The sequence below is a fragment of the Euzebyella marina genome, from assembly GCF_003687485.1.
Classification (GTDB): domain Bacteria; phylum Bacteroidota; class Bacteroidia; order Flavobacteriales; family Flavobacteriaceae; genus Euzebyella; species Euzebyella marina.
This window is the reverse complement of the sequence record NZ_CP032050.1, coordinates 744,948-768,074: the sequence shown is the minus strand read 5'-3', so window position 1 is coordinate 768,074 and position 23,127 is coordinate 744,948. Positions and strand designations below refer to the sequence as shown.

At 40.6% G+C, this 23,127-nt stretch carries 27 protein-coding genes; 7 read left to right on the top strand and 20 right to left on the bottom strand.

What is annotated here, in order from left to right; all coding sequences use genetic code 11:
- Positions 1-200: 200 nt before the first annotated feature.
- The 17 genes from D1013_RS03140 to D1013_RS03060 form a co-directional block, all read right to left on the bottom strand.
- Positions 201-815: a DUF998 domain-containing protein gene (locus tag D1013_RS03140; protein ID WP_162987793.1), complete on the bottom strand. Its 615-nt coding sequence runs from the start codon at positions 813-815 to the stop codon at positions 201-203.
- A 38-nt stretch (positions 816-853) separates the two neighbouring features.
- Positions 854-1,855, bottom strand: a complete 1,002-nt coding sequence (locus D1013_RS03135; RefSeq protein ID WP_121847497.1) for a metal-dependent hydrolase — start codon at positions 1,853-1,855, stop codon at positions 854-856.
- Positions 1,856-3,631, bottom strand: coding sequence for a MutS-related protein (locus D1013_RS03130; RefSeq protein ID WP_121847496.1), 1,776 nt, complete (start codon positions 3,629-3,631; stop codon positions 1,856-1,858). It abuts the gene before it with no gap.
- A gap of 60 nt (positions 3,632-3,691) precedes the next feature.
- Positions 3,692-4,168, bottom strand: a complete 477-nt coding sequence (locus tag D1013_RS03125; protein WP_121847495.1) for a DinB family protein — start codon at positions 4,166-4,168, stop codon at positions 3,692-3,694.
- Between the two features lie 4 nt (positions 4,169-4,172).
- Positions 4,173-4,532, bottom strand: a complete 360-nt coding sequence (locus D1013_RS03120; protein WP_121847494.1) for an MmcQ/YjbR family DNA-binding protein — start codon at positions 4,530-4,532, stop codon at positions 4,173-4,175.
- Positions 4,529-5,080, bottom strand: a complete 552-nt coding sequence (locus tag D1013_RS03115; RefSeq protein WP_121847493.1) for a GNAT family N-acetyltransferase — start codon at positions 5,078-5,080, stop codon at positions 4,529-4,531. Before D1013_RS03115 ends, D1013_RS03120 begins: the two co-directional genes overlap by 4 nt.
- A gap of 3 nt (positions 5,081-5,083) precedes the next feature.
- Positions 5,084-5,443, bottom strand: a complete 360-nt coding sequence (locus tag D1013_RS03110; protein WP_121847492.1) for a Dabb family protein — start codon at positions 5,441-5,443, stop codon at positions 5,084-5,086.
- A 49-nt stretch (positions 5,444-5,492) separates the two neighbouring features.
- Positions 5,493-6,116 carry a DUF4230 domain-containing protein gene (locus D1013_RS03105; RefSeq protein ID WP_121847491.1) on the bottom strand — a complete coding sequence of 208 codons (624 nt, stop codon included), beginning with the start codon at positions 6,114-6,116 and terminating at the stop codon, positions 5,493-5,495.
- A gap of 1 nt (position 6,117) precedes the next feature.
- Positions 6,118-6,468 carry a DUF4260 domain-containing protein gene (locus D1013_RS03100; RefSeq protein WP_121850577.1) on the bottom strand — a complete coding sequence of 117 codons (351 nt, stop codon included), beginning with the start codon at positions 6,466-6,468 and terminating at the stop codon, positions 6,118-6,120.
- A 10-nt stretch (positions 6,469-6,478) separates the two neighbouring features.
- The gene (locus D1013_RS03095) at positions 6,479-7,231 is read right to left on the bottom strand and encodes a cyclase family protein (protein WP_121847490.1); all 753 of its coding nucleotides are present in this window, start codon (positions 7,229-7,231) and stop codon (positions 6,479-6,481) included.
- 22 nt (positions 7,232-7,253) lie between these two features.
- Complete coding sequence (gene hemW, locus D1013_RS03090) at positions 7,254-8,393, bottom strand: radical SAM family heme chaperone HemW (protein ID WP_121847489.1); 1,140 nt, start codon at positions 8,391-8,393, stop codon at positions 7,254-7,256.
- Between the two features lie 63 nt (positions 8,394-8,456).
- Positions 8,457-8,816: a four helix bundle protein gene (locus D1013_RS03085; protein WP_121847488.1), complete on the bottom strand. Its 360-nt coding sequence runs from the start codon at positions 8,814-8,816 to the stop codon at positions 8,457-8,459.
- A 67-nt stretch (positions 8,817-8,883) separates the two neighbouring features.
- Positions 8,884-9,441 (bottom strand): crossover junction endodeoxyribonuclease RuvC, encoded by a 558-nt coding sequence (ruvC, locus tag D1013_RS03080; RefSeq protein WP_121847487.1) that lies wholly within the window; start codon positions 9,439-9,441, stop codon positions 8,884-8,886.
- A gap of 69 nt (positions 9,442-9,510) precedes the next feature.
- The gene (locus D1013_RS03075; protein WP_121847486.1) at positions 9,511-9,987 is read right to left on the bottom strand and encodes a hypothetical protein; all 477 of its coding nucleotides are present in this window, start codon (positions 9,985-9,987) and stop codon (positions 9,511-9,513) included.
- Positions 9,988-10,030: 43 nt separating this feature from the next.
- Positions 10,031-11,170: a tetratricopeptide repeat protein gene (locus tag D1013_RS03070; RefSeq protein ID WP_121847485.1), complete on the bottom strand. Its 1,140-nt coding sequence runs from the start codon at positions 11,168-11,170 to the stop codon at positions 10,031-10,033.
- A 2-nt stretch (positions 11,171-11,172) separates the two neighbouring features.
- Positions 11,173-13,110, bottom strand: coding sequence for a M56 family metallopeptidase (locus D1013_RS03065; RefSeq protein WP_162987792.1), 1,938 nt, complete (start codon positions 13,108-13,110; stop codon positions 11,173-11,175).
- A 24-nt stretch (positions 13,111-13,134) separates the two neighbouring features.
- Positions 13,135-13,512 (bottom strand): BlaI/MecI/CopY family transcriptional regulator, encoded by a 378-nt coding sequence (locus D1013_RS03060; RefSeq protein WP_121847484.1) that lies wholly within the window; start codon positions 13,510-13,512, stop codon positions 13,135-13,137.
- 144 nt (positions 13,513-13,656) lie between these two features.
- Between D1013_RS03060 and D1013_RS03055 the strand changes: the two genes are divergently transcribed.
- Both D1013_RS03055 and D1013_RS03050 read left to right on the top strand, forming a co-directional pair.
- A complete protein-coding gene (locus D1013_RS03055) occupies positions 13,657-14,172 on the top strand; it encodes a DUF456 domain-containing protein (RefSeq protein ID WP_121847483.1) in 516 nt (171 codons plus the stop codon).
- Between the two features lie 15 nt (positions 14,173-14,187).
- A complete protein-coding gene (locus D1013_RS03050) occupies positions 14,188-15,507 on the top strand; it encodes a serine hydrolase domain-containing protein (RefSeq protein ID WP_121847482.1) in 1,320 nt (439 codons plus the stop codon).
- A 1-nt stretch (position 15,508) separates the two neighbouring features.
- On the opposite strand, the gene D1013_RS03045 is transcribed toward D1013_RS03050, so the two are convergent.
- Positions 15,509-16,063 (bottom strand): nitroreductase family protein, encoded by a 555-nt coding sequence (locus D1013_RS03045; RefSeq protein WP_121847481.1) that lies wholly within the window; start codon positions 16,061-16,063, stop codon positions 15,509-15,511.
- 83 nt (positions 16,064-16,146) lie between these two features.
- On the bottom strand, positions 16,147-17,304 hold the full coding sequence (locus D1013_RS03040; protein WP_121847480.1) for a homogentisate 1,2-dioxygenase: 1,158 nt from the start codon (positions 17,302-17,304) through the stop codon (positions 16,147-16,149).
- A gap of 150 nt (positions 17,305-17,454) precedes the next feature.
- Between D1013_RS03040 and D1013_RS03035 the strand changes: the two genes are divergently transcribed.
- Together D1013_RS03035 and D1013_RS20260 are read left to right on the top strand one after the other, a co-directional pair.
- Positions 17,455-17,724 carry a hypothetical protein gene (locus tag D1013_RS03035; RefSeq protein ID WP_121847479.1) on the top strand — a complete coding sequence of 90 codons (270 nt, stop codon included), beginning with the start codon at positions 17,455-17,457 and terminating at the stop codon, positions 17,722-17,724.
- A gap of 45 nt (positions 17,725-17,769) precedes the next feature.
- Entirely contained in the window at positions 17,770-17,952 is a 183-nt protein-coding gene (locus tag D1013_RS20260) for a hypothetical protein (protein WP_162987791.1), read from the top strand.
- A gap of 146 nt (positions 17,953-18,098) precedes the next feature.
- Here D1013_RS20260 and D1013_RS03030 read toward each other — a convergent pair whose 3' ends face one another.
- A complete protein-coding gene (locus tag D1013_RS03030) occupies positions 18,099-19,376 on the bottom strand; it encodes an NAD(P)/FAD-dependent oxidoreductase (protein ID WP_121847478.1) in 1,278 nt (425 codons plus the stop codon).
- A gap of 190 nt (positions 19,377-19,566) precedes the next feature.
- On the opposite strand from D1013_RS03030, the gene D1013_RS03025 reads away from it, so the two are divergent.
- From D1013_RS03025 to D1013_RS03015, 3 genes are all read left to right on the top strand, one after another.
- Positions 19,567-21,024: a vanadium-dependent haloperoxidase gene (locus tag D1013_RS03025; protein ID WP_121847477.1), complete on the top strand. Its 1,458-nt coding sequence runs from the start codon at positions 19,567-19,569 to the stop codon at positions 21,022-21,024.
- A gap of 10 nt (positions 21,025-21,034) precedes the next feature.
- Complete coding sequence (locus D1013_RS03020) at positions 21,035-21,439, top strand: group III truncated hemoglobin (protein ID WP_121847476.1); 405 nt, start codon at positions 21,035-21,037, stop codon at positions 21,437-21,439.
- 78 nt (positions 21,440-21,517) lie between these two features.
- The gene (locus D1013_RS03015) at positions 21,518-23,107 is read left to right on the top strand and encodes an FMN-binding glutamate synthase family protein (protein ID WP_121847475.1); all 1,590 of its coding nucleotides are present in this window, start codon (positions 21,518-21,520) and stop codon (positions 23,105-23,107) included.
- The last annotated feature ends 20 nt before the right edge of the window (positions 23,108-23,127 follow it).

Sequence of the window (23,127 nt, the reverse complement as noted above, 5' to 3'; positions counted from 1 at the left end):
ACTACTTAATTTTAAGATTTTGTTGTGAAAATGTTTATTTCAATTGGTATGTCTCTTTAAAAATGTGGCCAATTGCCCAAGGATTAAAATAACGGGGCAAAAATTACATTATTGCGCACCTTGAATCCCTCGGATGGTAAGCCGCTATCCAACAATTTTTTAAGACCTAAATTTAATTTTAGATTTATGGAGCTAGCTAATTAATCAACCCTGCCCGATTGCAGAAAAGTACTCATTACAAGTATCCAACTAAGTATGGCTATCTCGATTATCCGTTGATAAAGCCCTTTAAAATGTGATTCGGGTTGTAAGAAAAGAATAGTTACAAAAGCTATGGAGACCAACCCGCAAATTCGGGTATATCTGTATAAAGGCGGATGGTAACCTCGTCTCTTGAAAGACCTGGCCATTAGAAGCAAGGTTAAGGGAATAGTGAGATATGTAATTCCCCCGGACAAGTTATGAATATATTGAGACACGCTAGGATTATGTTCATCGGGCACACAACCCATATCACACGGGAAAATACCAGTAACGACAGTACCAAATCCGTAAAAAACAGTAAAAACAATGAATAGATATTGAATTGTTTTAACATTGCGAAAATGAAAAACCAATGCCCAACCAAATACACTTAGAAGAACTCCGCTTACAATGAAACCTAACTGAAGAATGGACGCATATGGCATACCTCTCGCATAACCTTCACTTATAAATTGGCTTACTGGGTCATAGTGCCCAACATATAAGCCTGACCATATGCTTGCGACTACAAAGACAGCTGCACCCAAAATACCTGATATTGAAGCAATCATTTTTATCATGGCGTAGAAAGCATGGTCTCAAAACTAACCTAATTGCCCCAAATACGATTCCACAATGCCTTTAAAAGCCCTTTTGCATCATCACGGCGGCGAGGTTCTTCACTGATTATCAACTTATCACCTTCCTGTTCAAGGCGATAACTAAAGGCAAACCGTGTTTCATCGGGGTCAAGACTAATCAAACCAAACCGTAAATCATTAAGAAAAAGAGTTCCTTCTCTTTCACTTAAAGTGTACCAGCCTTGGGTTATTTTAACAAGACGATTAAAATCATCGTTGGTTTTTAGATCTCCTATCAAAGTATGGTTCTTGGGGTATTGCTGAAAACTGATGTTCTCACTATCTAAAAACGAATAATTTCCTACTAAGTAGGCATCGCCAACATCTACATTGGCAGACCACAACAACGTATTGAAAGGTGTAGGCCGGGTATTTAGGTTCACATATTCAATACCTTCATCAGCTAGTGCCGACTTGAATTTATTAAAGCTTAATCCTTTTGAAGCCACAGTTAACACGAGGTAAAAGCTACTTATGGTCAAGCCCCATTGATTGTACAGTTTTCTTTTAGGCGAGTCACGACTTTGAAGCATGGCCAGCACTACAAATCCTAAAAAGGGCAATGTATAAAGGGGATCGACAACAAAAATAGTCTGAAAGGCGACCCGCCAATCAAATGGCCAAAAAAGCTGCGTGCCCCATGTAGTAAAAGCATCTAAAATGGGGTGGGTCAATAACCCCCAGAACATAAGCCATGACCAATCTTCAAACGTAGCATTAGACCCTTTTTCTATTTTGCACACTACCCAACCAAAGATGGGCGCGAACAACACGGAGAAAAAGATAGAGTGGGTAAACCCCCGATGCCACTCGATTGCAGTAACCGTGTTAACAAAATTACTTGACAATACATCAAGGTCGGGTATGGTACCGGCAATGGCCCCATACAGCATAGCCTTATTGCCCACTTTCTTTCCTAACACGGCCTCACCTACCGAGGCCCCTAGAACGATTTGTGTCAGTGAATCCATCTAATCAACTATATCCATCTTTTTAAGTAAAAATGAGGCATTCATATTCTGACAAATTCCGTTCTTGAAACGATAATCAAAATGTAGTTCGTCATTAATAATTTCAGCATCAAAATAATAATTGGTCACTTCGGGTAGTTCTTGGGCCATATTGCATAAGCTCAAATCATGGGTGGCAATGATGCCGGTCGCTTTTGAACCAACCAATCTTTGCACAAATTTTCGACTACCCTCTGCCTTATCGGTACTATTGGTGCCCTTCAAAATCTCATCAAGCACTATAAAATAGTTACCGCCCTGAACTTCGTTAACTATAAACTTTAAGCGTTTAAGTTCGGAGAAAAAATAAGATTCGTCATCAGTTAGAGAATCACTTGTACGCATACTTGTAATCAGTTTGATGGGGCTGTACACCATTTTTTCGGCGCAAACGGGCAGCCCTGTATTTGCCATTACGATCTGAAGAGAAATTGTGCGCAAAAAAGTACTCTTACCGGCCATATTGGCCCCCGTAATGATAAAGAAATGTTCTTTCTCGATTTCAATATCGTTAAGGACCATTTTTTTTGGGTCTATTAACGGATGCCCGGCATTTTCGGATTTTAAAGCTTTTGAGGATTGCCCATTTATCTGGGGAAAAACATACTTGGGGTGGTTATAGGTGAAATTTCCCATACTATTATAGGCATCAAAAAGCGCTACCGCCCCAAACCAATTTTCAACATAACGGCCATAACTGGCAATCCAACGTTCTAAATTATAACAATGGTGTAACGACCTCAGAAAAAACCCATTCGCAATTATCGCATAGACCAAATTATTGTTCCTGTCAAGACTGTTCAAAGAAGCCGAAAACTTTGCAATCAGTTTGGAGGCACTATGTTCCCCCTCGGTCACCTTTCTTTTAAAATTTTGAAGGTATATTGAGGAGAATTCCTTTTTTTCAATTATCAATAACAGTTTTTGATACTGATCGAACGTGTTTTTGGTCTTGGAAATACCTTCTATCAAAGGCATCAATTTTTTAGCAAATGCACCACTAATTCCCAAGCCTATTACATACCAAATAATAAATACCGATTCCGGAACGATTTCAAAAAAATATAACCCAAAAATCACTATTGACATAACGGAAAAAACCGCTGGCAAAAACTTCATATAGGATGGAACAAAGCCTTTGTACGATTTTAGCCATTCAGCAATGTTTTTGCTATCAGAGCCCATTCTTGCCAATGAAGCGGTTGCTGAAAAATGCTGTCTCCATTCCGGTATTTCTGAAAGTTCTTTGATAGCTTTCTGCCTATCCACTATTTGATCTGTGCGATTTTCCGTTAACAAATCGGCAAAGACTTCAGCCCCTTCTTTAAGAGCCGTTCGATTGGCATATTGATAGAAAGAACCCCTACCGAACAAGTCAATATCTTGACTGTAATGGTGAAGCCCATCTTTAAATTCATTCCCCTCCGGTAAATCATGAAAATCCCTTTTCAGAACCTTTATCTCTATCTCGTTGATATCAATGAGCGCCAACAGTAAATTCTTACGGTACTGAAGGTCGGCATGCCTGTTCACCAACACAAGAAAAAGAGCAATGGTCAACAGTATTATGGCAATGACCCACTTAAAATCTCCGTAGACCATATAAACCCCGAAGATAGCCGCACAAAAAAGGGCTAGACGCACCATACTTGATGTGAAAAGTTGCCCTTTTACTTGATTCAAACTGGTCTGATGTCGGGAAATTTCATTTTGGAAGAACGACTCTAATTTTTGCATATAGCTTATTCTAGTTTTCGCACTCAAAGATAAACTTTAAGCTAGAGCCGATGCACTGCTCTATTTTAAAATGGACAGAATCATTGCTATTTGGCCCAAATGATATGTATCGTGCTCGGTAATGCCGGTGAGTAAATATTCAAAAGTATAACGCTCTCCGGGAACCTTTGATTTTAAAAACAAATCGTCTCTTTCGGAAAGGACTTTCAAAAGGTCGGATTGGGTTCTTTTCAAATCGGCCATTAAATTATTCCAAGCCTGATCTGAAAGCGATTTTGCCTTGGGCCAATCGGCATCACTATTAAGTTCAATCTTGAACTCGGCGTCACCCATAAGTTTTCTTAATGCAAACTCTCGCCAAGCTATCAGATGTATCACCAATTCAGCCACGTTTTTTGAATAGTTGGGCAAATACTGCCCTGCAATAGGCGCGCTTACCCCGCTCAATTTAGCCAAAACGGAATGCCCGTACCAAGGTTCACCTGAGAAACAGGTTTCCAGTTTTTCAACTATCCGAAGTACTTGAACATTGCTCATGATCTCAGTCTAGACCCTCTAATTCAGCTTTAACCTTTTTTGGAAGTTTAGAGACCACCAAATCGTACGAATGGTCGATTAGACCGACCAACAGTTTAGGAGGAACTTCGTTGATCATAATCGTATTCCAGTGAACTTTGCTCATATGATATCCGGGAACTATCGCACCATCGAATTCCTCTCTTAGTTGCAAGGCTCTTTCCGGGTCGCACTTCAAGTTGACCTGCGTAGGAAGCCTTTCAAGCGCACTTAGGGCGAACATTTTGCCCATGACCTTAAATACCAAAGCATCAGGGCCAAAAGGCAACTCTTCGGTAACTCCTTTTTTTGAAAGACAGTATTCTCTAAAGGCTTCTATATTCATGTGGATTGTTTTCTAGAATTGACCAGAGCGACCAGGTCTTTGGCTTTTGGCCAATAGTAGCGAACCTTCATGATTTCTATATCGCCAATATCGTTGCCTTTAATAGTTTCTATGACCTGACCTCCCAACGATTTATAGAAAGGATGTGCCCCAAGGTTCTTTTCAAGCACCCAGAGATAGAATCCTGAACCAGGGTACAAATTTTCAATTTCCTCGGCGGCCACTCCTAAAAGCCTAGTCCCAATACCCTTCCCTTTAAACTCCGGGGATACATGCAAGTTATCTACCAATGAGCCATAACGCTGGTCATCCTTTAAAAAAGTACAGATAAAACCTGCTAACTTTCCATTCGATCGGGCCACCCAAGTACTTTGATTATCCTTTGGGTACTCAAGCCTTTGAGACCAAACACCTCGACGCTCGTCGGCTACCTCTACATCTAAAAAATGGTCGCTAAACGAACCTCGATAGTTCTGTTGCCAGCTTAACGCATGTAAGGCAGCAATAGCTTCGGCATCGGCTAGGGTAGCCTTTTGAAAATCAATCATTACCTACTCTTGAACGGTCATCGAATCATAAACAATAACCTTTGTCCATAATTCGGCAGACTCTTCAATAAACAGTTTATGGGGTGGTTCGTCTTGATATTTCTGCTGTGAGTCGGCAGAATCAAAAGATACAATTAAGGAATAGGTAAACGAACCATCAACCACATCTCGGCTCGCTTTGGGCGGTTTACCGATGAAGCAGGTTTTAGCATAGGCAGAATTGTCTAAAAACTTCTGCAAAGATTTTTCAAATGCCTTTCTGTCTTGTTCGCTATCCGGATTTTTCAGCCAAAAGTATACAGTGTGCGCAAAATTAGGGTCAAATTCTCTCATTTCTACATTTGATGTTTGGGCCGTGCCCATGCACGACCTTAATTATTATTTCAATTATTCAGGGCATTTGTTGAATGCTCTATTCTTCTAATATTTTCTTTTGCTTTTCAGAAACTTCCAAAGCAGAGTAATCAAGTTTCCAGCCAATGGTTTCAACTATTTTCTCAATTAACATAACTGCCTGAACAGCTTCTTTTCGAGCGGTTTCCATCAAACCGCTTTGGGGTATTTTTTCACGAATGTGCTGCTTCGCCTCTTTGTTCAATAAGGTTAGATCATCCGGCGAAAAAAAATTAAACATTCCGCTTTGAATGTCATAAAATTGAATATCAGGTTCAATCGATAGAATTTCCGGCTCGGGAAAATTGGTCAAAATTATTTTCTTGTTGGCATTATCGGCCCGTATTTCCACCTTTTTAAGGTCGTAGCCTATCTGAGCCTTTGCATTAATGACCATAAGGGCTTTCTTCTTGCTAGTCACCAAACTCATGAAATGTTCCTTTATATTCTCATACCTATAAATTTCAGCAAAATCACCCTCTACCGAAACAAGTTTACAAACACTTCTTATTTTCTCTAACAATACTTGTGATTGATGTTCGGTCTGTTCTTTGGTCTGTTTGGTACGAAAGAAAGAGTATACCCAGTACATTAAAATAGCACCGAGTACAAGACCTAAAAATGAGTCGAAAATAGTATCCATCTTATTTACCTATCTCTCCCAAATGGGTGAACTTAAAACCCTTATCCAATTTAAGTCCGTAACCGAAAAATCGGTCCATAGCCGAATGGGAAAATAATATCACCCCGATCAACTGAACAATGGGCTCCGAAAGATAGCTTCCCAAAAGGTAAATTGCAATGGCTATGCCCTTGTGATGAAAAATATTGTACACAATCGCTCCGACCTTATTGCCAAAAGCGTACCCCAGAAAACCGATATCGGGAGCCAAAATGAGGGCAATGAACCACCACCAACTGAAAGGTAACAGGTAGAAGAGGTAAATACCCAATATCATCTGTGCCAGTTCTTCAAGTTTTAGAATTGTTTTCATCAAACGTATATTAAACATCTTGAATTTCATAGAGCACGGGGCGGCTCGGGCTAGCGTCATTCTCAAAAGGGGCCATCTGTAAGTTTAAAAAATAGGGGCCATCTTCAATGGCATCTGGCACATAAATAAACTCGGTGATTGTGGCCTGTTTTCGTAGCTGCCCATGATAATTCCAAAATGCCTTATGCGCTTTTAAGGCCCCATCGTCTTTCTCTTTATCTACCGACGGAAGGTCGATCAACAAATGTTCAACACCTTTACTCAAAATATAATCAACCGCGTCTTCTAAAAGATAGGGTGGGTTGGTATTCGAATATTGTCTCGAAAGCTTATCTCTATCGTTGGGCGAGGTTCTAATAACCAAGGCCTGTATTTCTTTTTTTGGTAACACGACCTCTAGAATATGTTTTGAAATTACCCAATCATCGCCTTGAAGTTCCGGAACAACGGTAACCAATTCAGCAAGAAAAAAGAAGCGGTTCAGGTGTTGGTTCACTGAATAGAACTCTTCGGTGATATGGCCTACGCACTCGGTGTGCGTACCATGTGCATGGGGGTTGAACCAGATATCATTAAAATTTACCGAGCTACCCAAAGAGACCTTTCCAACAAAGTCTGCCTCTTCGTGCGGTTCGATTCTAGGGTGGCCCAAATACCAAGTATTTACATTTTGGGCATCACCTCTTAGCGGAATCGAAATATCTAACGGCTTGGAAAAATCAATCGAATACTTTGAGCCTTCATGGTTGATTTCTGCTTTCATTTAAAAGTCAATTAAGGTTTAACTAACTATCCGATAAATTAAGCATAAATAAATCGGCGGCGAGGCCGTCGGCTAGAAATTTTCCTTTTTTGGTGGTTAAGAGGATGTCACCATCTAAAAAAAGTAAGTGCTGAGTAATATGCTTCTGGGCTTGTTGCAGGGCATACTTTTTGAAATTTTCTCCAAAATCCTTTGTAATCTTATCCAAAGAAACGCCCCAAATTGTCCGCAGCCCAGTCATCACATACTCGTTATATCTATCTGTAAGCGAAAGAACCTCGGTTTCTAGAGGAAGCTTACCATTTTCAATAGACTTTAAATATTTCGGATTGTTATTGATGTTCCACCCCCTGCTGATACCATCAAAAGAATGGGCCGAGGGACCGATACCTAAGTACTTTTTTTGTTTCCAGTAGGCGGTGTTATTTTGGGAAAAGAAACCCGGTTTTCCAAAATTTGAAATCTCGTAATTAACAAACCCCTCCTCTTGCAACCTATCTACCAAAATATGGAAGTGCTCCTGCGCTACCTCATCATCTACATTCTTTACCAATCCCTTTTTAATAAAACTTGCCAATGTCGTTTGAGGTTCTACGGTCAAAGCATAACTTGAGATATGCGGAACCTCTAATGACAAAGCCATTTCTATATTCTTGAGCCATCGCTCATTACTCATATCGGGAATACCGTAAATCAAATCGAGGGAAATATTTTCGAAATACTCCGTTGCCAATTTTAACGATTGTAGCGCCTCTTTTGCCGAATGTGCCCTATTCATCAGCTTGAGGTCTTCATCGTAAAATGATTGAACACCGACACTCAAGCGGTTGATAGGGCTCTGGGCCAATTCTTTTATCTTTTCTTCGGACAGGTCATCAGGGTTGGCCTCTAAGGTGACTTCCGGATTTTGACATACTTCATATTCATCATAAACGGCTTGAATAAGAGAATTTATTTCCTCACTGGAAAGCACGCTGGGAGTACCTCCACCGAAATAAATGGTCTCCACAGTATCATTTTCCAACTCAGCCCTCCTCATTTTCAACTCTTTTTGCAATGCCTTGACCATCGCATCTTTCTTCCCCATCGAAGTAGAAAAATGAAAATCGCAATAATGACAAGCCTGCTTACAAAAGGGAATATGTATGTAGATGCCGCTCATTTTCTCAATATACAATTAACACTAATCAATTTGCAATGTTACTTTATAAGTTGGGAGTAGGGCTCATTTTTTAATCCTAGTTGATTTTAAAATGGAGAACATTATACGTGAAAGTTCATCGGCCTTCTCGATTAATACCTTCGATGTTTCTGAAGTTAAATAACCGGATTCGTTTAACAAGTTTAGCCAATATTTAGTTTCAAGGCTTTCTTTATAGGCAATAGAAATTTTTGAAGAAAAATCTGCAGTAGAAATAGCACCATTTGCTTCTGCAATGTTCGCCCCAATGGAAGTTCCGGACCTTAACAATTGCTTTGAAAGAATAAATTCTTTTCTATCTTCTTTCAAAAACTTATACACCTTGACAACCTCCAATGCAAAGGCGTATGATTTTTCTGCCAAAGGATTGTTGAGTTGAGCCATTTATAAATGTTTACGTGTATTAAATTTTGATTATTGCTAATTGACAATTGTTTATTGTCAAACTGAATCACCCCTTCTTCACCCTTTTAGCATTCTGCTTAACAAAAGCTTCCCAACCTGTATAGCTTTTACCCACTTCAACCCTACCCTCATTATAAAAATGACAAACGGCTGCGGCCAAACCATCGGTACTGTCCAAGTTTTTGGGCAACGATTTTAATTTGAGCATACCCTGAAGCATTTTGGCCACCTGTTCTTTACTGGCATTTCCGTTTCCGGTGATGGCCATTTTTATTTTCTTGGGCAGATATTCGGTGATAGGTATTTGTCGCGATAAACCGGCGGCCATGGCCACCCCCTGCGCCCTACCCAACTTGAGCATCGACTGCACATTTTTTCCGTAGAAAGGAGCCTCAATAGCAATTTCATCAGGGTGGTAGGTGTCGATAAGTTCTATGGTGCGTTCGAAAATCAATTTCAGTTTTACGTAAGGATCGTTATACTTCTGAAGCAATAATTCGTTCATTTGAATGAACTCCATCTTCTTGTTTACAACTTTTATAAGACCAAACCCCATGATGGTGGTTCCTGGATCAATACCTAATATGATTTTTTCTGTTTTCAAACGCTTGGGGTGAGGGTTGACGGCAATAGACTAACAATTTTTAATAATGAACTTCCATCTATAAGCCAATCACTGCGGACTCAAAACTATAGGAATTCTAAATTTGGCCTTTACGGGAATGCCTCTCTTTAAAGCCGGCTTCACCATAGGAAGACTATCTAAACTTTTCGCTAACTGCTCTTTAAATTGGGGTAAATTATCTTCTAGTATTTCACCATTGATTACATCCATCAATTCGAGTTGGCCTGTCTCTTTCATGAGTAAATCGATGTAAATAGTATCTGAGGTATTTTCTATGGATGAAATATATGTTTCATCAAAATAACCGGAGAAATGGGATATTAAAACTTTCGCAAAACAGTTCTTCTGCTCTTCTTTGCTCGCCGTCTCGTCACAATCTTCAAAAAGGGGATATTTATCTACCTCTGCCCAGTCGATATTCTGAATCTCTTCATTGACCAGTTCTCGAGTTTTCTTTTCCCGAGAGGCTGTCCAGTTACAACTGGAACCGACCAATAAAATAATTAATAAAGTGAGATATCGCATTACCCTCTAATCTAGGCGGAAATTACGATTTTTTAAGAAGAACCTACTTTTTGCCAAAATATATCTCCTCCTTTAATTGCGAGACCCTTTTTTTGACCATCTCGATGCTATACCCGTCTTCATGACCGTAACGTTCAAGATATTCTTCATAATAAGGCAGCACCTTTTCGGGGTTGTCATAAACTTGATCGGCCAGAGTACAAACATTATGAAACAGCATAGAAACCTCGGGCGCCTCTTCATGCGCCATTTGATAGTACTTCAATGCCATTTTAGGGTTTTTCCTCAACCGCTCAATTCTGGCCAAAGCCTCATATTCTTGTGTCAAAACAGGGGTTTGCACCTCTATTGATTTTTGAATAAATATCTGGGCGCTATCTAACTGTTGTTCCTTTAAATGAACAAGGCCTAAATTGTAATAGGCATCAGAATTTTGATCATTAAAAAAGAGCACTTGTTTATAGGTTGATTTCGCCTCTTCAAACTCCCAACTTTTAAAATAACAATAGGCCAATTTTGATAGAATAAATTCTTGGGTTTCGCCCAACGCTACCAATCTTTCGAACAAGGGAAGTGCCTTTTGGTATTCGTTGTTATTAAAATACCCCAAAGCCTTTAGGTTGATGAGAGACACATCATCCGGATACACATTTAATCCCTGATTCAAATACCTCAGCGCCGCTTCTTTTTCTCTCTTTATTACAAAAAACTTCCCTAAACGAAATAAACTCTTTAAATGCTGACTGTCTTTTTCAATAGCCTTCTTATAGGAATTTAAGCTACTGGCCGGTTGATTCAATTCTGTAAAAATTTCACCGAGATAATAATGATATTCAGGATTCGAATCATTGGAAGCAATCAATTTTGAAAATAGTTTACGCCCTTCTTCATAAGACTTGGTCTTCAAGTACAGTTTGGCCAATTCAAAACCTGCTATTTGTGCTTCCGGCTGCTTTGCAACAACATCTTCATATTGCGCGATGGCCTTATCATATCTGCCCAAAGCGTTATAAGAGCGTGCAATTTGAAGGCTCGCATTTTGGTCATTTGATTGGGCATAATGGTTAATGGCCTTTGTAAAATCACCCGTAGAGAAAAGACTATCGGCAACGGCCAAAGCCGAAGTTTGAGCCTCGGCTTTTACAAAAACCATAAGAATTGCTCCCTTCAATACGGTTCTCAATTCTATTGTAATTTAAAATTTATTGGTATCGAATAGGCTACCGCTACATTTTTACCACCATTTTGGGCCGGTTGCATCTGCGGTAACTTCTTGATAATTCTTAGAGCTTCCTCCTCTAAGGAGGCATCCGGACCCCTATATCGGATACTTTGAATGCTTCCGTCTTCTGCTATGGTAAACATTAGAGCCACCCTGCCCTGAATACCCCTTGCCTGAGCATCTTCTGGATACCTAAAATGTTTACCAACATGTTTATATAAGCTTTGCTTAAAGCATTCCTTAGAATCTGAAGCATTTTCACATCCGGGAAAAACGGGTGCTTTCTCTACTGTAGCAAAGGGCATAACATTAATATTTGCCATTACCTCATCCATAGACATGCGCTGGGGGTTGTTGGTTGACATTTCCACATTTGCCCCTAAGGCGTTGGTTTGAGACAATTTAAAAGTGATGGGTATCGAAAAAGGAACCCGTACCGCTTGACCTTTTTGTTTTCCTGGCTTCATTTGAGGCAACCGAGCGATGATTCTTTCGGTTTCCTCCTCTAAAAGTTGGTGCGGCCCACGTTTTCTGATATTGACAATACTTCCATCTTCCGCGATGGTAAACATTACGGACACCCTGCCTTCTATACCCTGCGTTTGGGCCTGCTCTGGATATCTAAAATTCTTGCTGATATGTTTTTGAATACTTTGCTGAAAACAGGCCCTCGGATCCGAAGCATTTTCACAACCGGGAAAAATTGGTACTTCATCAACAACTGTGAAAGGTACATCAACCCCATTACCATTAATTATTACACTCTTAAGGTCTTGTTCAAAAATGTCAAAATCACTGGCCAGCACCTTAGAGTTTATTTGCATGGCAGCCTTAATAGGCACTCCATTGGGCCCGGAAATATAGGAGTATTCATTTACGGGATGGGTAAAGGTGATAGTAGAGTTACCGTCTTTGAGTACCAAATTCCACTCTCCACCCTGTTTTGACAAATCCAACAAGCGAACATAAAAATTCTGTTCTTCCTCAGCTGACAGGCTTTCTACATTACTCACTTCAATTGTATTGGCAGAGTTGGTTTCGTCTAAATCGCGTTCACAAGAGGTATAAAACAGGATACCGAACAACATCGGCACCAAAGCCAAATATTTTAATTTCCAGATTTTTTTCGATTTTGCTTTTTGTAACATGACTATTCGTTTTTTGATTAATGATGATTTAAAAAATTGATTGATGAATGAAATATTTTGTGATTGAAAAGCTTGGGAGAGTAGGAGCTCACAATGCTTTGTTCTCTCATGCTTCGCTACCTCGGCGTCGGCGATGAACTCGTGCAGTTCAGACAGCCTATTTTGGTAGACATATACTAACGGGTTGAACCACGAAAAGATTCGCATTAGCTCAAAGAACAGTAAATCGTAGGTGTGTTTTTGTCGAATATGTACAAGCTCGTGTTCAATGATGTTCTGGTGGTCTTTTTGTATTACCCTATCGCCCAAAAAAATGGACTTAAAAAAGGAAAAGGCCGCATCACTATTCTTTAATACCACCTTGGTGAAATGGGTAAAGTACTGCACCTCACCACTCTTTCGAAGGGCATATAATTGGCCTAATTTATAGGTAAACAAAACCAAGGAAACGATAATTCCCACCACGAAAACGATTGCGGGCCAACTCAAATTCAGTGAGGTATCTCGAGCGACTACCGCCACTTCCGGAGTATTGTTCATATTCCACCATTCTTCGGGGTATGCGTACAATCGTTCCGGCACCTGCGTTTTCAGGGCTTCAATCTTCACCCATGGTAGCACCAAAGAAATGAGATAGGTTCCAATAAGATAAGCTCGATTCCATTGAAAAAAGGTTTCTTTTTTCAAGAAGAGGTCGTACACCAACAAAAAAACCAACTGAAAGGCGATGCATTCTAAAATGTACTGTATCATTAGAACTGATTTTTAGTTTTCTATTTATTTCTTGGAGGTCGTGTCGTCTCCCTTTTTTATTTCCTGAAGGATGGATTCCAGCTCTTTTAGGCTCATGTCGTTCTTCTTCATAAAAAAGGAAACCATACTTTTAAAAGAACCTTGAAAGTAACCATCTACCAACTTATTGATGCTTTGGTTGCTGTAATCTGCCATTTTAACCACTGGGAAGTACAGATAGCCCTTCCCCTGTTTCTCGTGATCCACGAAGCCTTTTCCCTCTAAAATTCGCACAATGGTAGAAACGGTATTGTACGCAGGTTTAGGTTCGGGCAATTCTTCTATGATGGAGGCCACATTGCATTTTTGTAACTGCCATAATACTTGCATTACTTCTTCTTCTGCCTTGGTCAATTGCTTCATTCAACTAATATTTTAGTTTAATAACAATCAAATATAACTAAATTTTTAGTTTAAACTATTTTTTTAGTTGAAAAAAATGAAAGATTGCCATAGAGATGTGTAACATTTTCAAAACCACATAGTCATATACACAAATCGATTTTGATGGATATTGCCCTACTTATAGTTGGTTTCGTCTTTACTATTATTGGCATACTTGGTAGTTTCTTACCGGTTTTGCCCGGTCCTCCTCTAAGCTGGTTGGGCCTTTTGCTGCTTCACCTGACTATTGCCATACCTCAAGATTGGTGGTTTTTGGGCATAACGGCGGCCGTTGCCCTTGTTGTTTTCGCCCTAGATTACATTATACCCGCTATCGGAACTAAAAAATTCGGAGGTACCAGGGCAGGTATGATCGGTACTACTTTGGGGCTCGTCATTGCCCTAATTTTTCCTTTTTTGGGTCCGTTAGGTATTATAATTTGGCCTTTTGTCGGGGCCTTGGTAGGTGAACTATTGAACAAAGCCGATAAAAAAACGGCCACGAAGGCAGCCTTTGGGTCTTTTCTTGGTTTTCTTACAGGAACTTTTATCAAATTTGTAGTAGCCGTGGTCTATCTCGGACTTTTCGTTTCAAAAGCATGGGAATATCGCTATGGTCTATTTCCTTTTATAAAATAATCTAACAAAAGCAGCATGAAGAAAATTGGCCTGGCCCTTATATCCTTCCTTCTTTTTCAAAATATATTGCTTGCCCAAGAAAGGCAATTTGAAAAACTTGACAGCCTATTTACCATTTTAGAAAGCAACAACCGTTGGATGGGTAGTTTTAGCATGAGTCATGACGGAACAACCGTTTATGAAAAGTCGCTAGGCTTTGCCGATACAGAAAATCAACAAAAAGCCGACAACCATACGAAATATCGTGTTGGATCTATTACCAAGATGTTCACCTCTACCCTCACATTTATGGCAATAGAAGAAGGTTTGCTTTCACTTGACCGGACCATTGAAACATTTTTTCCGGAAATTGAAAATGCAGGTAAGATAACCATTGGCCATCTGTTAAGTCACCGAAGCGGTATATTCAATTTTACAAGCAGTGAAGATTATCTTGAATGGCATACCGAACCCAAATCAAGAAAAGAACTTGTACATCTAATAAGTGAAAAAGAATCTATTTTCGAACCCAATAGCAAGGCAGAGTATAGCAACTCAAACTATATTCTACTCACCTTTATTTTAGAGGATGTTTTTAAAACATCTTATACTGATTTGGTCGATACTAAGATTGTTCAACCGCTAAAATTAGGTCGCACCCAAATTGGCAAGCATATCAAGACTTCCGAAAACGAAGCCTTATCCTATAGATTTACGGATTCTTGGATTGAGGAAAAAGAAACAGACATGTCCATACCCTTAGGTGCGGGAGCATTAATTTCAACTCCTACGGACCTCAACAGATTCATAACCGCTCTTTTTTCTGAAAAGCTTATTGAAAAAGAATCGTTAAACACCATGAAGACCATCTCAGATGGTTACGGAATGGGCATTTTTCAAATGCCCTTCTATGACAAAAAAGGATACGGACATAATGGCGGAATTGACGGTTTCACCTCAATGCTAGGTTATTTACCTGAAGATAAGCTGGCCTTCTCGCTTACTTCTAACGGCTCAAGGGTCAACAATAATGACATCATGGTCGCTGCACTTAGCGCTTATTTCGATAAACCCTTCGATTTACCCAGCTTTAAAAGCTTCGTCGTTCAACCTGAAGCGCTAGCACTTTATGTTGGCACTTATTCAAGTGAACAAATACCTCTTAAAATCACCATTACGCAAAGCGAAAACGGATTGATGGCCCAAGCGACAGGGCAGCCCTCGTTTCTACTTGAAGCCGTCGAAAAAGATGTTTTCGAATTCAATCAGGCAGGGGTTCGTATGGAATTCGAACCTTCTTCAAAATCAATGGTTTTAAAGCAAGGTGGTGCTACCTATAATTACCAGATAGAATAGCTCAATCGGCCCATACTACCTTATCTTCAATTGGCCCGCGAGTACCTTCAGGTAATTCTTCATCGTAGTGCCCCATGTAGAAAAAGCCAAGGCACTTTTCGCCTTCTTCCATTTCAAAAAACTCGTCCATAAATTTGATCAGTCCGGGCGAGCTCCAATAACTTCCTATTCCCATTTCGGTGCAACACAACCACATGTTCTGTACCGCCATGGCCGTTGCTGCAACTTCTTCCCATTCCGGAAGGCTTTCCTTTGGATCTCGCTGCATGCAAATAGCGATAATCGCACCGGCCATTTTCGGGTTTTCGATAAGCTTTTTGGCTTTCATCTGTTTGGGTCGCTCTTCATGCTCCATATATTTATAAGAGAGAAACAGCCCCAATTTTTCTTTTGTCTCGCCAGTCATCACCTTAAAACGCCATGGCTCGGTTCTTTTGTGGTTCGGTGCCCAATTGGCCGCTTCTAGAACCTTCTCTATATCTGCCTTCGCAATAGGCTTGTCATTGTACTGTACGGGAAAGACAGAACGTCTTTTTCTTATTAAATCTAATATCACTTGATTGCTTTATTTTTTCAAAAATACCCAATCGAACGATTGTGGGCATGGTTTTGGCAAAAAGATAACAGCTGACTATAACCTTACTCTAACCAACTTTGGTAGTATTTGCCATCGTCGATGTCTAAGGCCGCTTGGGTAAGTTTGAGAGGTTTAAAGGTGTCTACCATAACGGCCAGCTCCTCCGTACCTTTTTTACCAATACTTGCTTCATAGGTTCCCGGATGCGGACCATGGGGGATGCCTGCCGGATGTAATGAAATATACCCCTTATCAATACCTTTTCTACTCATAAAATCACCATCAACATAATAGAGTACTTCATCGGAGTCGATATTGGAATGATTGTAAGGTGCCGGAATAGCTTCCGGATGATAATCGTACAATCTTGGGCAAAATGAACAAACCACGAAAGCCGATGTTTCAAAGGTCTGATGCACTGGAGGCGGTTGATGCACCCTACCGGTTATGGGCTCAAAATTGTGTATGGAAAAGCCGTATGGAAAGTTGTATCCGTCCCAACCGACCACATCGAACGGGTGTGTAGCGTAAACCATATAGTGTAACTGGCCCTGTTTCTTAACCTTCATTAAAAAATCGCCCTTCTCATCATGCGTATTCAAGTTCTGCGGAAGTTTAAAATCCCGCTCGCAGAATGGAGAATGTTCTAAATGCTGCCCGAACCAATTGCGGTATCTCTTGGGTGTATAGATCGGGTGGTAGCTTTCGGTAATGAGCAATCGGTTGTCTTCGCCATCAAAATGAATTTGATAAATCATTCCCCTCGGTATCAACAAATAATCGCCATATTCAAAGACTATTTCACCCATAAGGGTTTTTAAAGTGCCGCTTCCTTCATGAATAAAAATCAACTCATCGGCATCAGCATTCTTATAAAAATAATCGGTCATCGATTTTTTTGGGGCCGCCAATACGATGTGAACATCGTTATTGTATAGAACGGTCTTTCTGCTATCTAGATAATCATTCTCCGGTCTTACCTCAAGCCCCTTTAACAATCTCGATTTTATGTTATAATCAACAGCAGCTCGAGGTGCTACATCTAGCGTCTTAAGTACTTCTTTTACCTGCGTGGGTCGGTGCAGATGATAGAGAAGAGATGACATGCCATCAAAACCTATAGTTCCGAACAACTGTTCGTAATGTAAGCTGCCGTCAGCCTTTTTAAATTGAGTGTGCCGTTTTTTGGGTATAGATCCCAAGCGATGATAAAGGGGCATAATGTAGTTTTAAGTGAGTTCTTTAAAAATACGACAATTTTCATTCTTCCTTTCTGGGAAAGCCCTGAACATTGCCCATATACTTTTTGAATCAACAAATGATCGGTTAACGTACGGTGTTTGAAGTATCTAGCATTAATTTGCCGCTGTATGAAAAATGAAAATGAAGTGAATTCCAAGAAAATCAACGAACAAAAAACCGATAATAAATCGCCATCAGAAAATAGTGATGAAAATCGTCTGTTCTTGGTAAAAGGGGAACGGTTAGACTTTACTAACAGCAAGACCACTTCATACAAAAACAAGAATTTAGTAGGTACCAAAAATCTGATGGACAAAAAAAGCAAGCTATACAGCCAGGGTGGCGAAAGCAAGAACGGTCTTGAAAAATCGCAATCAAGGAAAGTAAAAAAGGGCTAACCAGATTATAAGTGAAATTATTCTGTATGAAAGAAATGAATGACTATGAAAAGAACAGAATCTAATACCACAGCAACAAGTACTATTACAAGAACAGTACATCAGAGAAAATCAACTTCTAGTTCCAAAACCGAAAAAACGAAGAAAAAGTTCTCTTGGAGAACCACAGCCGTCGTTTTTATATCAATTTTAATTGCTGCCGCATTGGTTCTGGTGGCTCAAGCATAACCGCAACGGGCATCTTCTAAAAACAAAAAAAGCCTTCCGATTTGGAAAGCCTTTCATTGGCCCATACCTAAAAAGGTTTTGGGTCACAACACAACGGAACAAATATAATAAAGCTTTTTAATTTTTGAGCGACTACGGCTTGCAAACTAAGTTTTGTGATTGAACGGCCTGACAATTAACCTCGCAGCCTTATCATAATTGATATAATTGTAGGCCCAGTTAAAAAATACGATAACCCTGTTTCGAAAGCCGACCAAAGCCATTAGATGAACGAACATCCAAACGAACCAAGCCAGAAATCCTGAAAATTTCACCTTGCTTAAATCGACTACAGCACGGTTTCTGCCAACAGTAGCCATGGTACCCTTATCATTATAAGTAAAGGGCTCAAGATTTTTACCTTCCAACAATCGATACAGGTTTTTGGCCAAATGCTCACCTTGTTGAATAGCTGGTTGCGCTACCTGCGGGTGCCCTTTTTTGAAAGCATCAGTTTCCATATAAGCAATATCGCCGATTGCAAAAATATTGGGATACCCCTCAATACGATTGTACCTATCAACCTTGAATCGGTTTAATTTTTCCACCAAGGCCTGACCGCTTAAACCTGGTATCGATGCCCCGGTCACCCCAGCTGCCCAAACCAAGTTTTTACATCTCATGGTCGTATCATCATTCAAAGTAACCGTTTCACCATCATAATCTTTCACTAAGGTCTTTAAATGAATCTGCACCCCCAGTTCTTGTAGAAAATCAGATGCCTTTTTAGAGGCATGCTCACTCATAGGCGGAAGAATTCTTTCGGCGCCTTCGAAAAGATGAATCTGCATTTCCTCTACATTCAAATGACGGTAATCTTTAGGGAACACGTTGCGTTTCAGTTCGGCCAAAGCACCTGAAAGCTCAACGCCGGTTGGCCCACCTCCCACTATACAAAAATTAAGAAGGGCCTTTCTTTCTTCTAATCTCTCACAATCATCTGCTTTTTCAAAATTTTGTAACATCAGGCTTCGAATGTTTAACGCCTGAGGCACGTTCTTCATAGGCATGGCGTTTTTGGCCAAATCTTGGTTTCCAAAAAAATTGGTCTTGGTACCCGTGGCGATAACCAAATAGTCATAGGTCAAATCACCAATTGAAGTATATACCTTTTGCATATCGGCATCAATACGTTCGACCTCTGCCAAGCGAAAGTGAAAATTGCTCAACCTTTTAAGAACTTTACGAATAGGGTAAGCGATTGAGTCGGGCTCTAATCCGCTGGTGGATACCTGATAAAGAAGAGGCTGAAAGGTATGGTAGTTATGCTTATCGATCATTACCAACTGAACGTTTAAATCTTTCAGTTTTTTGGCCAATGATATACCTGCAAATCCGCCCCCTATAATTACTAAACGTTTTTTGTCGGTTTGGGGTAGGTTCATATGATTTTTTATACAAATTTACACCTCGAAGAAAGAGTTATTGGCATTTTTAACGGGAAATAATAACTCTAATAATGAACATGAAACTTGCCCTTACCTTGCCCTGTCTTTAAGGTTTTAACAGATAATCTATTTGATAACCGAACGTACTTTATATATTTAGCGCTTATTTAATCGCTCAACCCAACCAATGACAAGATTAAGTTTCGCTGTATTACTGTTTATAGCTTGTAGCACAAGTACCCTTAAAGCTCAAAAGAAAGTATCGGACGAACCGAAAGGAACCGAGAACGTTGCTTACCAATGGGGCAAAATGGCTCTAGATGCCACTGCCTCGGATACTGAAAGATTCAAGCCCAGACCCACCATAACATCCCGTTATTTAGGTCTTATTTTCACCTCTATTTTCGATGCTTGGTCTCGGTACGATTCTTCTGCCGAGCCCGTTTATCTTACTGAAATCGATAGGAGGCCTGCTAATGAACAAACGCTAGAAAATAAAGAAATAGCCATCAGTTACGCAGCTTTCGGTGCTATGAAAGAATACTATTATTCCGACACCAAAATGTTTGAGAAATTGATGAAAAAATTAGGCCTAGACCCTAAGAATACATCATTAGACCCCAACACGCCCGAGGGCATTGGCAATCTGGCGGCAAAAGCCGTAATAGAAGCCAGAAAAAACGACGGAAGTAATCAATATGGTGAAGAAAAGGGATCAAATGGAAAACCTTATTTTGACTATACCAACTACGCTCCTATTAATACAGCGGACGAAAATACCGATATCAATCGTTGGCAGCCAAAATACTTTTCCGATGGAAAAGGCGGACAATATGCCCCTGGGTGTCTTACCCCCTTCTGGCAAAATGTTAAGCCGATGACCCTAAAGACGGCTGACCAATTTAGACCAGGCCCTCCGCCCATGGTCGGTTCCGAACAACTGAAGAACGAAGTAAAAGAAGTAATCGATTTACAAGCCAACCTTAGCGACGAAGACAAAGCTTTAGTCGAGTTCATGCGAGATGGGCCTCAATCGGTACAACAAGCGGGCCACTGGTTGAAGTTTGCTCAAGATGTTTCAAGACGTGACAACCATACCTTAGATGAAGATGTAAAAATGTATTTTCTAACGGAGATAGCCGCTATGGATGCCTTTATCGCATCTTGGGATTCTAAAATGTTTTACGACTACGCTAGACCCTACGCCCTGGTACATGACTATTATCAAAACCAAGTTATCAAAGCTTGGGGAGGCCCAGGAAAAGGAGTCATTGAAATGAAAGGGCAAGAGTGGCGGCCCTATTCGCCAGATGTCTTTTTATGCCCCCCTTTTCCCAGCTATACTTCGGGCCACAGCACGATTAGCGGTGCCTGTGCAGAAGTATTGAGGCTCTTTACAGGTAGCGATTTCTTTGGCGAGAAAGTTACATTGACACCAGGCTCCTATACCGAAACGGACAAAAAGTTTTTTGGCAAACAAGTCACCTTAGAGTTTCCAACATTTACCGAAACGGCCAATATGGCGGGTATTTCAAGGGTAATGGGTGGTTACCATATTCAGGCGGACAATGTTGCCGGGCTCGAATTGGGCAGAGATGTTGCTTCTGCCGCTTGGGATTTTTACAATGACCATTTAGGCAATTAAACTTCCGGTTGTGGTAAAGACTGATATCGGTAATCGGAGCCACATAGACTTGCTGGTCAGAACCTTTTACGGCAAGGTTAGAAAACATGCCACCTTAGGTCCGATTTTCAATAAAATCATTCTTGATTGGGAAGAGCACTTTGAAATACTTACCCATTTTTGGGAAGCACAATTATTTTTGAAGAGACAATACTTCGGCAATCCCATACAGGCGCATATTCATGTAGATAAAAAAGTGGGACACACCGTTCAATCAGAACATTTTGGGCAATGGCTGAACCTATGGTTCGAAACTATTGACGAACTTTTTGAAGGAGAAACTGCATTTATCGCCAAAAACAGGGCTCAAAAAATGAGCACGATGTTATACATTGAAATATTCAAGGCCCGCCATGACAGCACAAAACTTGACTAGATATTCGATGCTAATGCCACGATAATTAGACAGGCTTTTCGACCTTATTTTCATAAATTCGGGCACAAATTAGTCAGCATGAAAGTTCGTGAAAAGTTTCTTTTGATTTCATTTATTCTGGTAGCGCTTATCCTAGGTATTTCCTTTTTTTGGAAACCGATTCTTTGGGTTTTCATTCTCGTCGCCCCCCTTATTTTAATGGGTATTGTTGACATCACCCAAAAGAGACATACCATAAGAAGAAACTTTCCGGTCATTGGCAGGTTCAGGTATCTGCTGGAGTCAATCAGACCTGAGATCATGCAATATTTTGTAGAAACCGATACGGAAGGTAGACCGCTTAACCGTATTCTTCGCTCCCTTATTTATCGTAGAGCCAAAGGTGCCAATGATACCGAACCGTTCGGAACGCAAATGGACCTTTATCGTGCCGGATATGAGTGGATGGAACATTCGATGTACGCAAAGAACAATCCAAAAGAAATTGGGCGATTTCCACGGCTTACTATTGGTGGCAAAGATTGCAAGCAACCCTATTCATCAAGCCTTTTAAATATATCGGCAATGAGTTTTGGATCTTTGAGCAAAAATGCCGTCTTGGCCATGAACAAAGGTGCGCAAATGGGAAATTTTGCGCATAACACTGGTGAAGGTGGAATCAGTGATTATCATCTGGAAGGAGGTGGAGACCTCATTTGGCAAATCGGAACGGGGTATTTCGGATGTCGCAACGATGATGGCACTTTCAACGAAACCACCTTCAGGGAAAATGCCCTTCGCCCAGCGGTAAAAATGATTGAAATAAAATTATCGCAAGGGGCGAAACCTGGTCATGGCGGGATACTTCCTGCGGTAAAAAACACAGAAGAAATTGCTAAGATCAGACACATTAAACCCGGTATTGCGGTTCATTCGCCTCCATCGCATTCTGCATTTTCCAATCCCATTCAATTCATGCACTTCATTAAAAAACTGCGTGACCTATCAGATGGCAAGCCTATAGGTTTTAAACTATGTGTTGGCAGAAAACAAGAATTCATGGATTTTTGTGAGGCCATGATCTATACAGGTATCACACCTGATTTTATAACCGTTGATGGTGGTGAAGGTGGTACAGGTGCGGCCCCGGTAGAGTTCTCGAACACCATGGGCATGCCTTCACGCGAAGGTTTGGTATTTGTACACGACACTCTGGTCGGCTTCGGCCTTCGAAAAGAAATTAAGGTAATCGTTGCGGGCAAAATCATCTCAGGGTTTCACATGGCAAGGGCCATTGCGCTAGGCGCAGATGGTTGTAATAGCGCCCGGGCCATGATGTTGGCGGTAGGTTGCATACAAGCACTGCAATGCAACACCAATACGTGCCCGGTAGGGGTCGCTACCCAGAACAAATCACTTATGAAAGGGCTGGTAGTCAGTGATAAATCGGTAAGGGTCAAGAATTACCATGAGGCCACCATTCATAGTTTCCTTGAATTGGTTGCCGCTGCAGGACTAGACGGCCCTCAGGATCTTCGAAGGGAACATATCAGCAAGCGGGTAAGTATGTACAAGGTAGCGACTTACGATGAAATATATCCGTATATGCAAGAAGGCTGTCTTTTAAAGCTTTCAGACATACCTGATGAATACCAGCGCTTCTATAAATTAACGCGGATTATGTCTTGAGAGTGAATCAGTCGATAACC

Excerpts from the sequence above, each read along its gene's own strand:
- D1013_RS03140 (WP_162987793.1), bottom strand. The coding sequence starts at position 815 with ATGATTGCTTCAATATCAGGTATTTTGGGTGCAGCTGTCTTTGTAGTC.
- D1013_RS03135 (WP_121847497.1), bottom strand. The coding sequence starts at position 1,855 with ATGGATTCACTGACACAAATCGTTCTAGGGGCCTCGGTAGGTGAGGCC.
- D1013_RS03130 (WP_121847496.1), bottom strand. The coding sequence starts at position 3,631 with ATGCAAAAATTAGAGTCGTTCTTCCAAAATGAAATTTCCCGACATCAG.
- D1013_RS03125 (WP_121847495.1), bottom strand. The coding sequence starts at position 4,168 with ATGAGCAATGTTCAAGTACTTCGGATAGTTGAAAAACTGGAAACCTGT.
- D1013_RS03120 (WP_121847494.1), bottom strand. The coding sequence starts at position 4,532 with ATGAATATAGAAGCCTTTAGAGAATACTGTCTTTCAAAAAAAGGAGTT.
- D1013_RS03115 (WP_121847493.1), bottom strand. The coding sequence starts at position 5,080 with ATGATTGATTTTCAAAAGGCTACCCTAGCCGATGCCGAAGCTATTGCT.
- D1013_RS03110 (WP_121847492.1), bottom strand. The coding sequence starts at position 5,443 with ATGGGCACGGCCCAAACATCAAATGTAGAAATGAGAGAATTTGACCCT.
- D1013_RS03105 (WP_121847491.1), bottom strand. The coding sequence starts at position 6,116 with ATGGATACTATTTTCGACTCATTTTTAGGTCTTGTACTCGGTGCTATT.
- D1013_RS03100 (WP_121850577.1), bottom strand. The coding sequence starts at position 6,468 with ATGAAAACAATTCTAAAACTTGAAGAACTGGCACAGATGATATTGGGT.
- D1013_RS03095 (WP_121847490.1), bottom strand. The coding sequence starts at position 7,231 with ATGAAAGCAGAAATCAACCATGAAGGCTCAAAGTATTCGATTGATTTT.
- hemW (WP_121847489.1), bottom strand. The coding sequence starts at position 8,393 with ATGAGCGGCATCTACATACATATTCCCTTTTGTAAGCAGGCTTGTCAT.
- D1013_RS03085 (WP_121847488.1), bottom strand. The coding sequence starts at position 8,816 with ATGGCTCAACTCAACAATCCTTTGGCAGAAAAATCATACGCCTTTGCA.
- D1013_RS03075 (WP_121847486.1), bottom strand. The coding sequence starts at position 9,987 with ATGCGATATCTCACTTTATTAATTATTTTATTGGTCGGTTCCAGTTGT.
- D1013_RS03065 (WP_162987792.1), bottom strand. The coding sequence starts at position 13,110 with ATGATACAGTACATTTTAGAATGCATCGCCTTTCAGTTGGTTTTTTTG.
- D1013_RS03060 (WP_121847484.1), bottom strand. The coding sequence starts at position 13,512 with ATGAAGCAATTGACCAAGGCAGAAGAAGAAGTAATGCAAGTATTATGG.
- D1013_RS03055 (WP_121847483.1), top strand. The coding sequence starts at position 13,657 with ATGGATATTGCCCTACTTATAGTTGGTTTCGTCTTTACTATTATTGGC.
- D1013_RS03050 (WP_121847482.1), top strand. The coding sequence starts at position 14,188 with ATGAAGAAAATTGGCCTGGCCCTTATATCCTTCCTTCTTTTTCAAAAT.
- D1013_RS03040 (WP_121847480.1), bottom strand. The coding sequence starts at position 17,304 with ATGCCCCTTTATCATCGCTTGGGATCTATACCCAAAAAACGGCACACT.
- D1013_RS03035 (WP_121847479.1), top strand. The coding sequence starts at position 17,455 with ATGAAAAATGAAAATGAAGTGAATTCCAAGAAAATCAACGAACAAAAA.
- D1013_RS20260 (WP_162987791.1), top strand. The coding sequence starts at position 17,770 with ATGAAAAGAACAGAATCTAATACCACAGCAACAAGTACTATTACAAGA.
- D1013_RS03030 (WP_121847478.1), bottom strand. The coding sequence starts at position 19,376 with ATGAACCTACCCCAAACCGACAAAAAACGTTTAGTAATTATAGGGGGC.
- D1013_RS03025 (WP_121847477.1), top strand. The coding sequence starts at position 19,567 with ATGACAAGATTAAGTTTCGCTGTATTACTGTTTATAGCTTGTAGCACA.
- D1013_RS03015 (WP_121847475.1), top strand. The coding sequence starts at position 21,518 with ATGAAAGTTCGTGAAAAGTTTCTTTTGATTTCATTTATTCTGGTAGCG.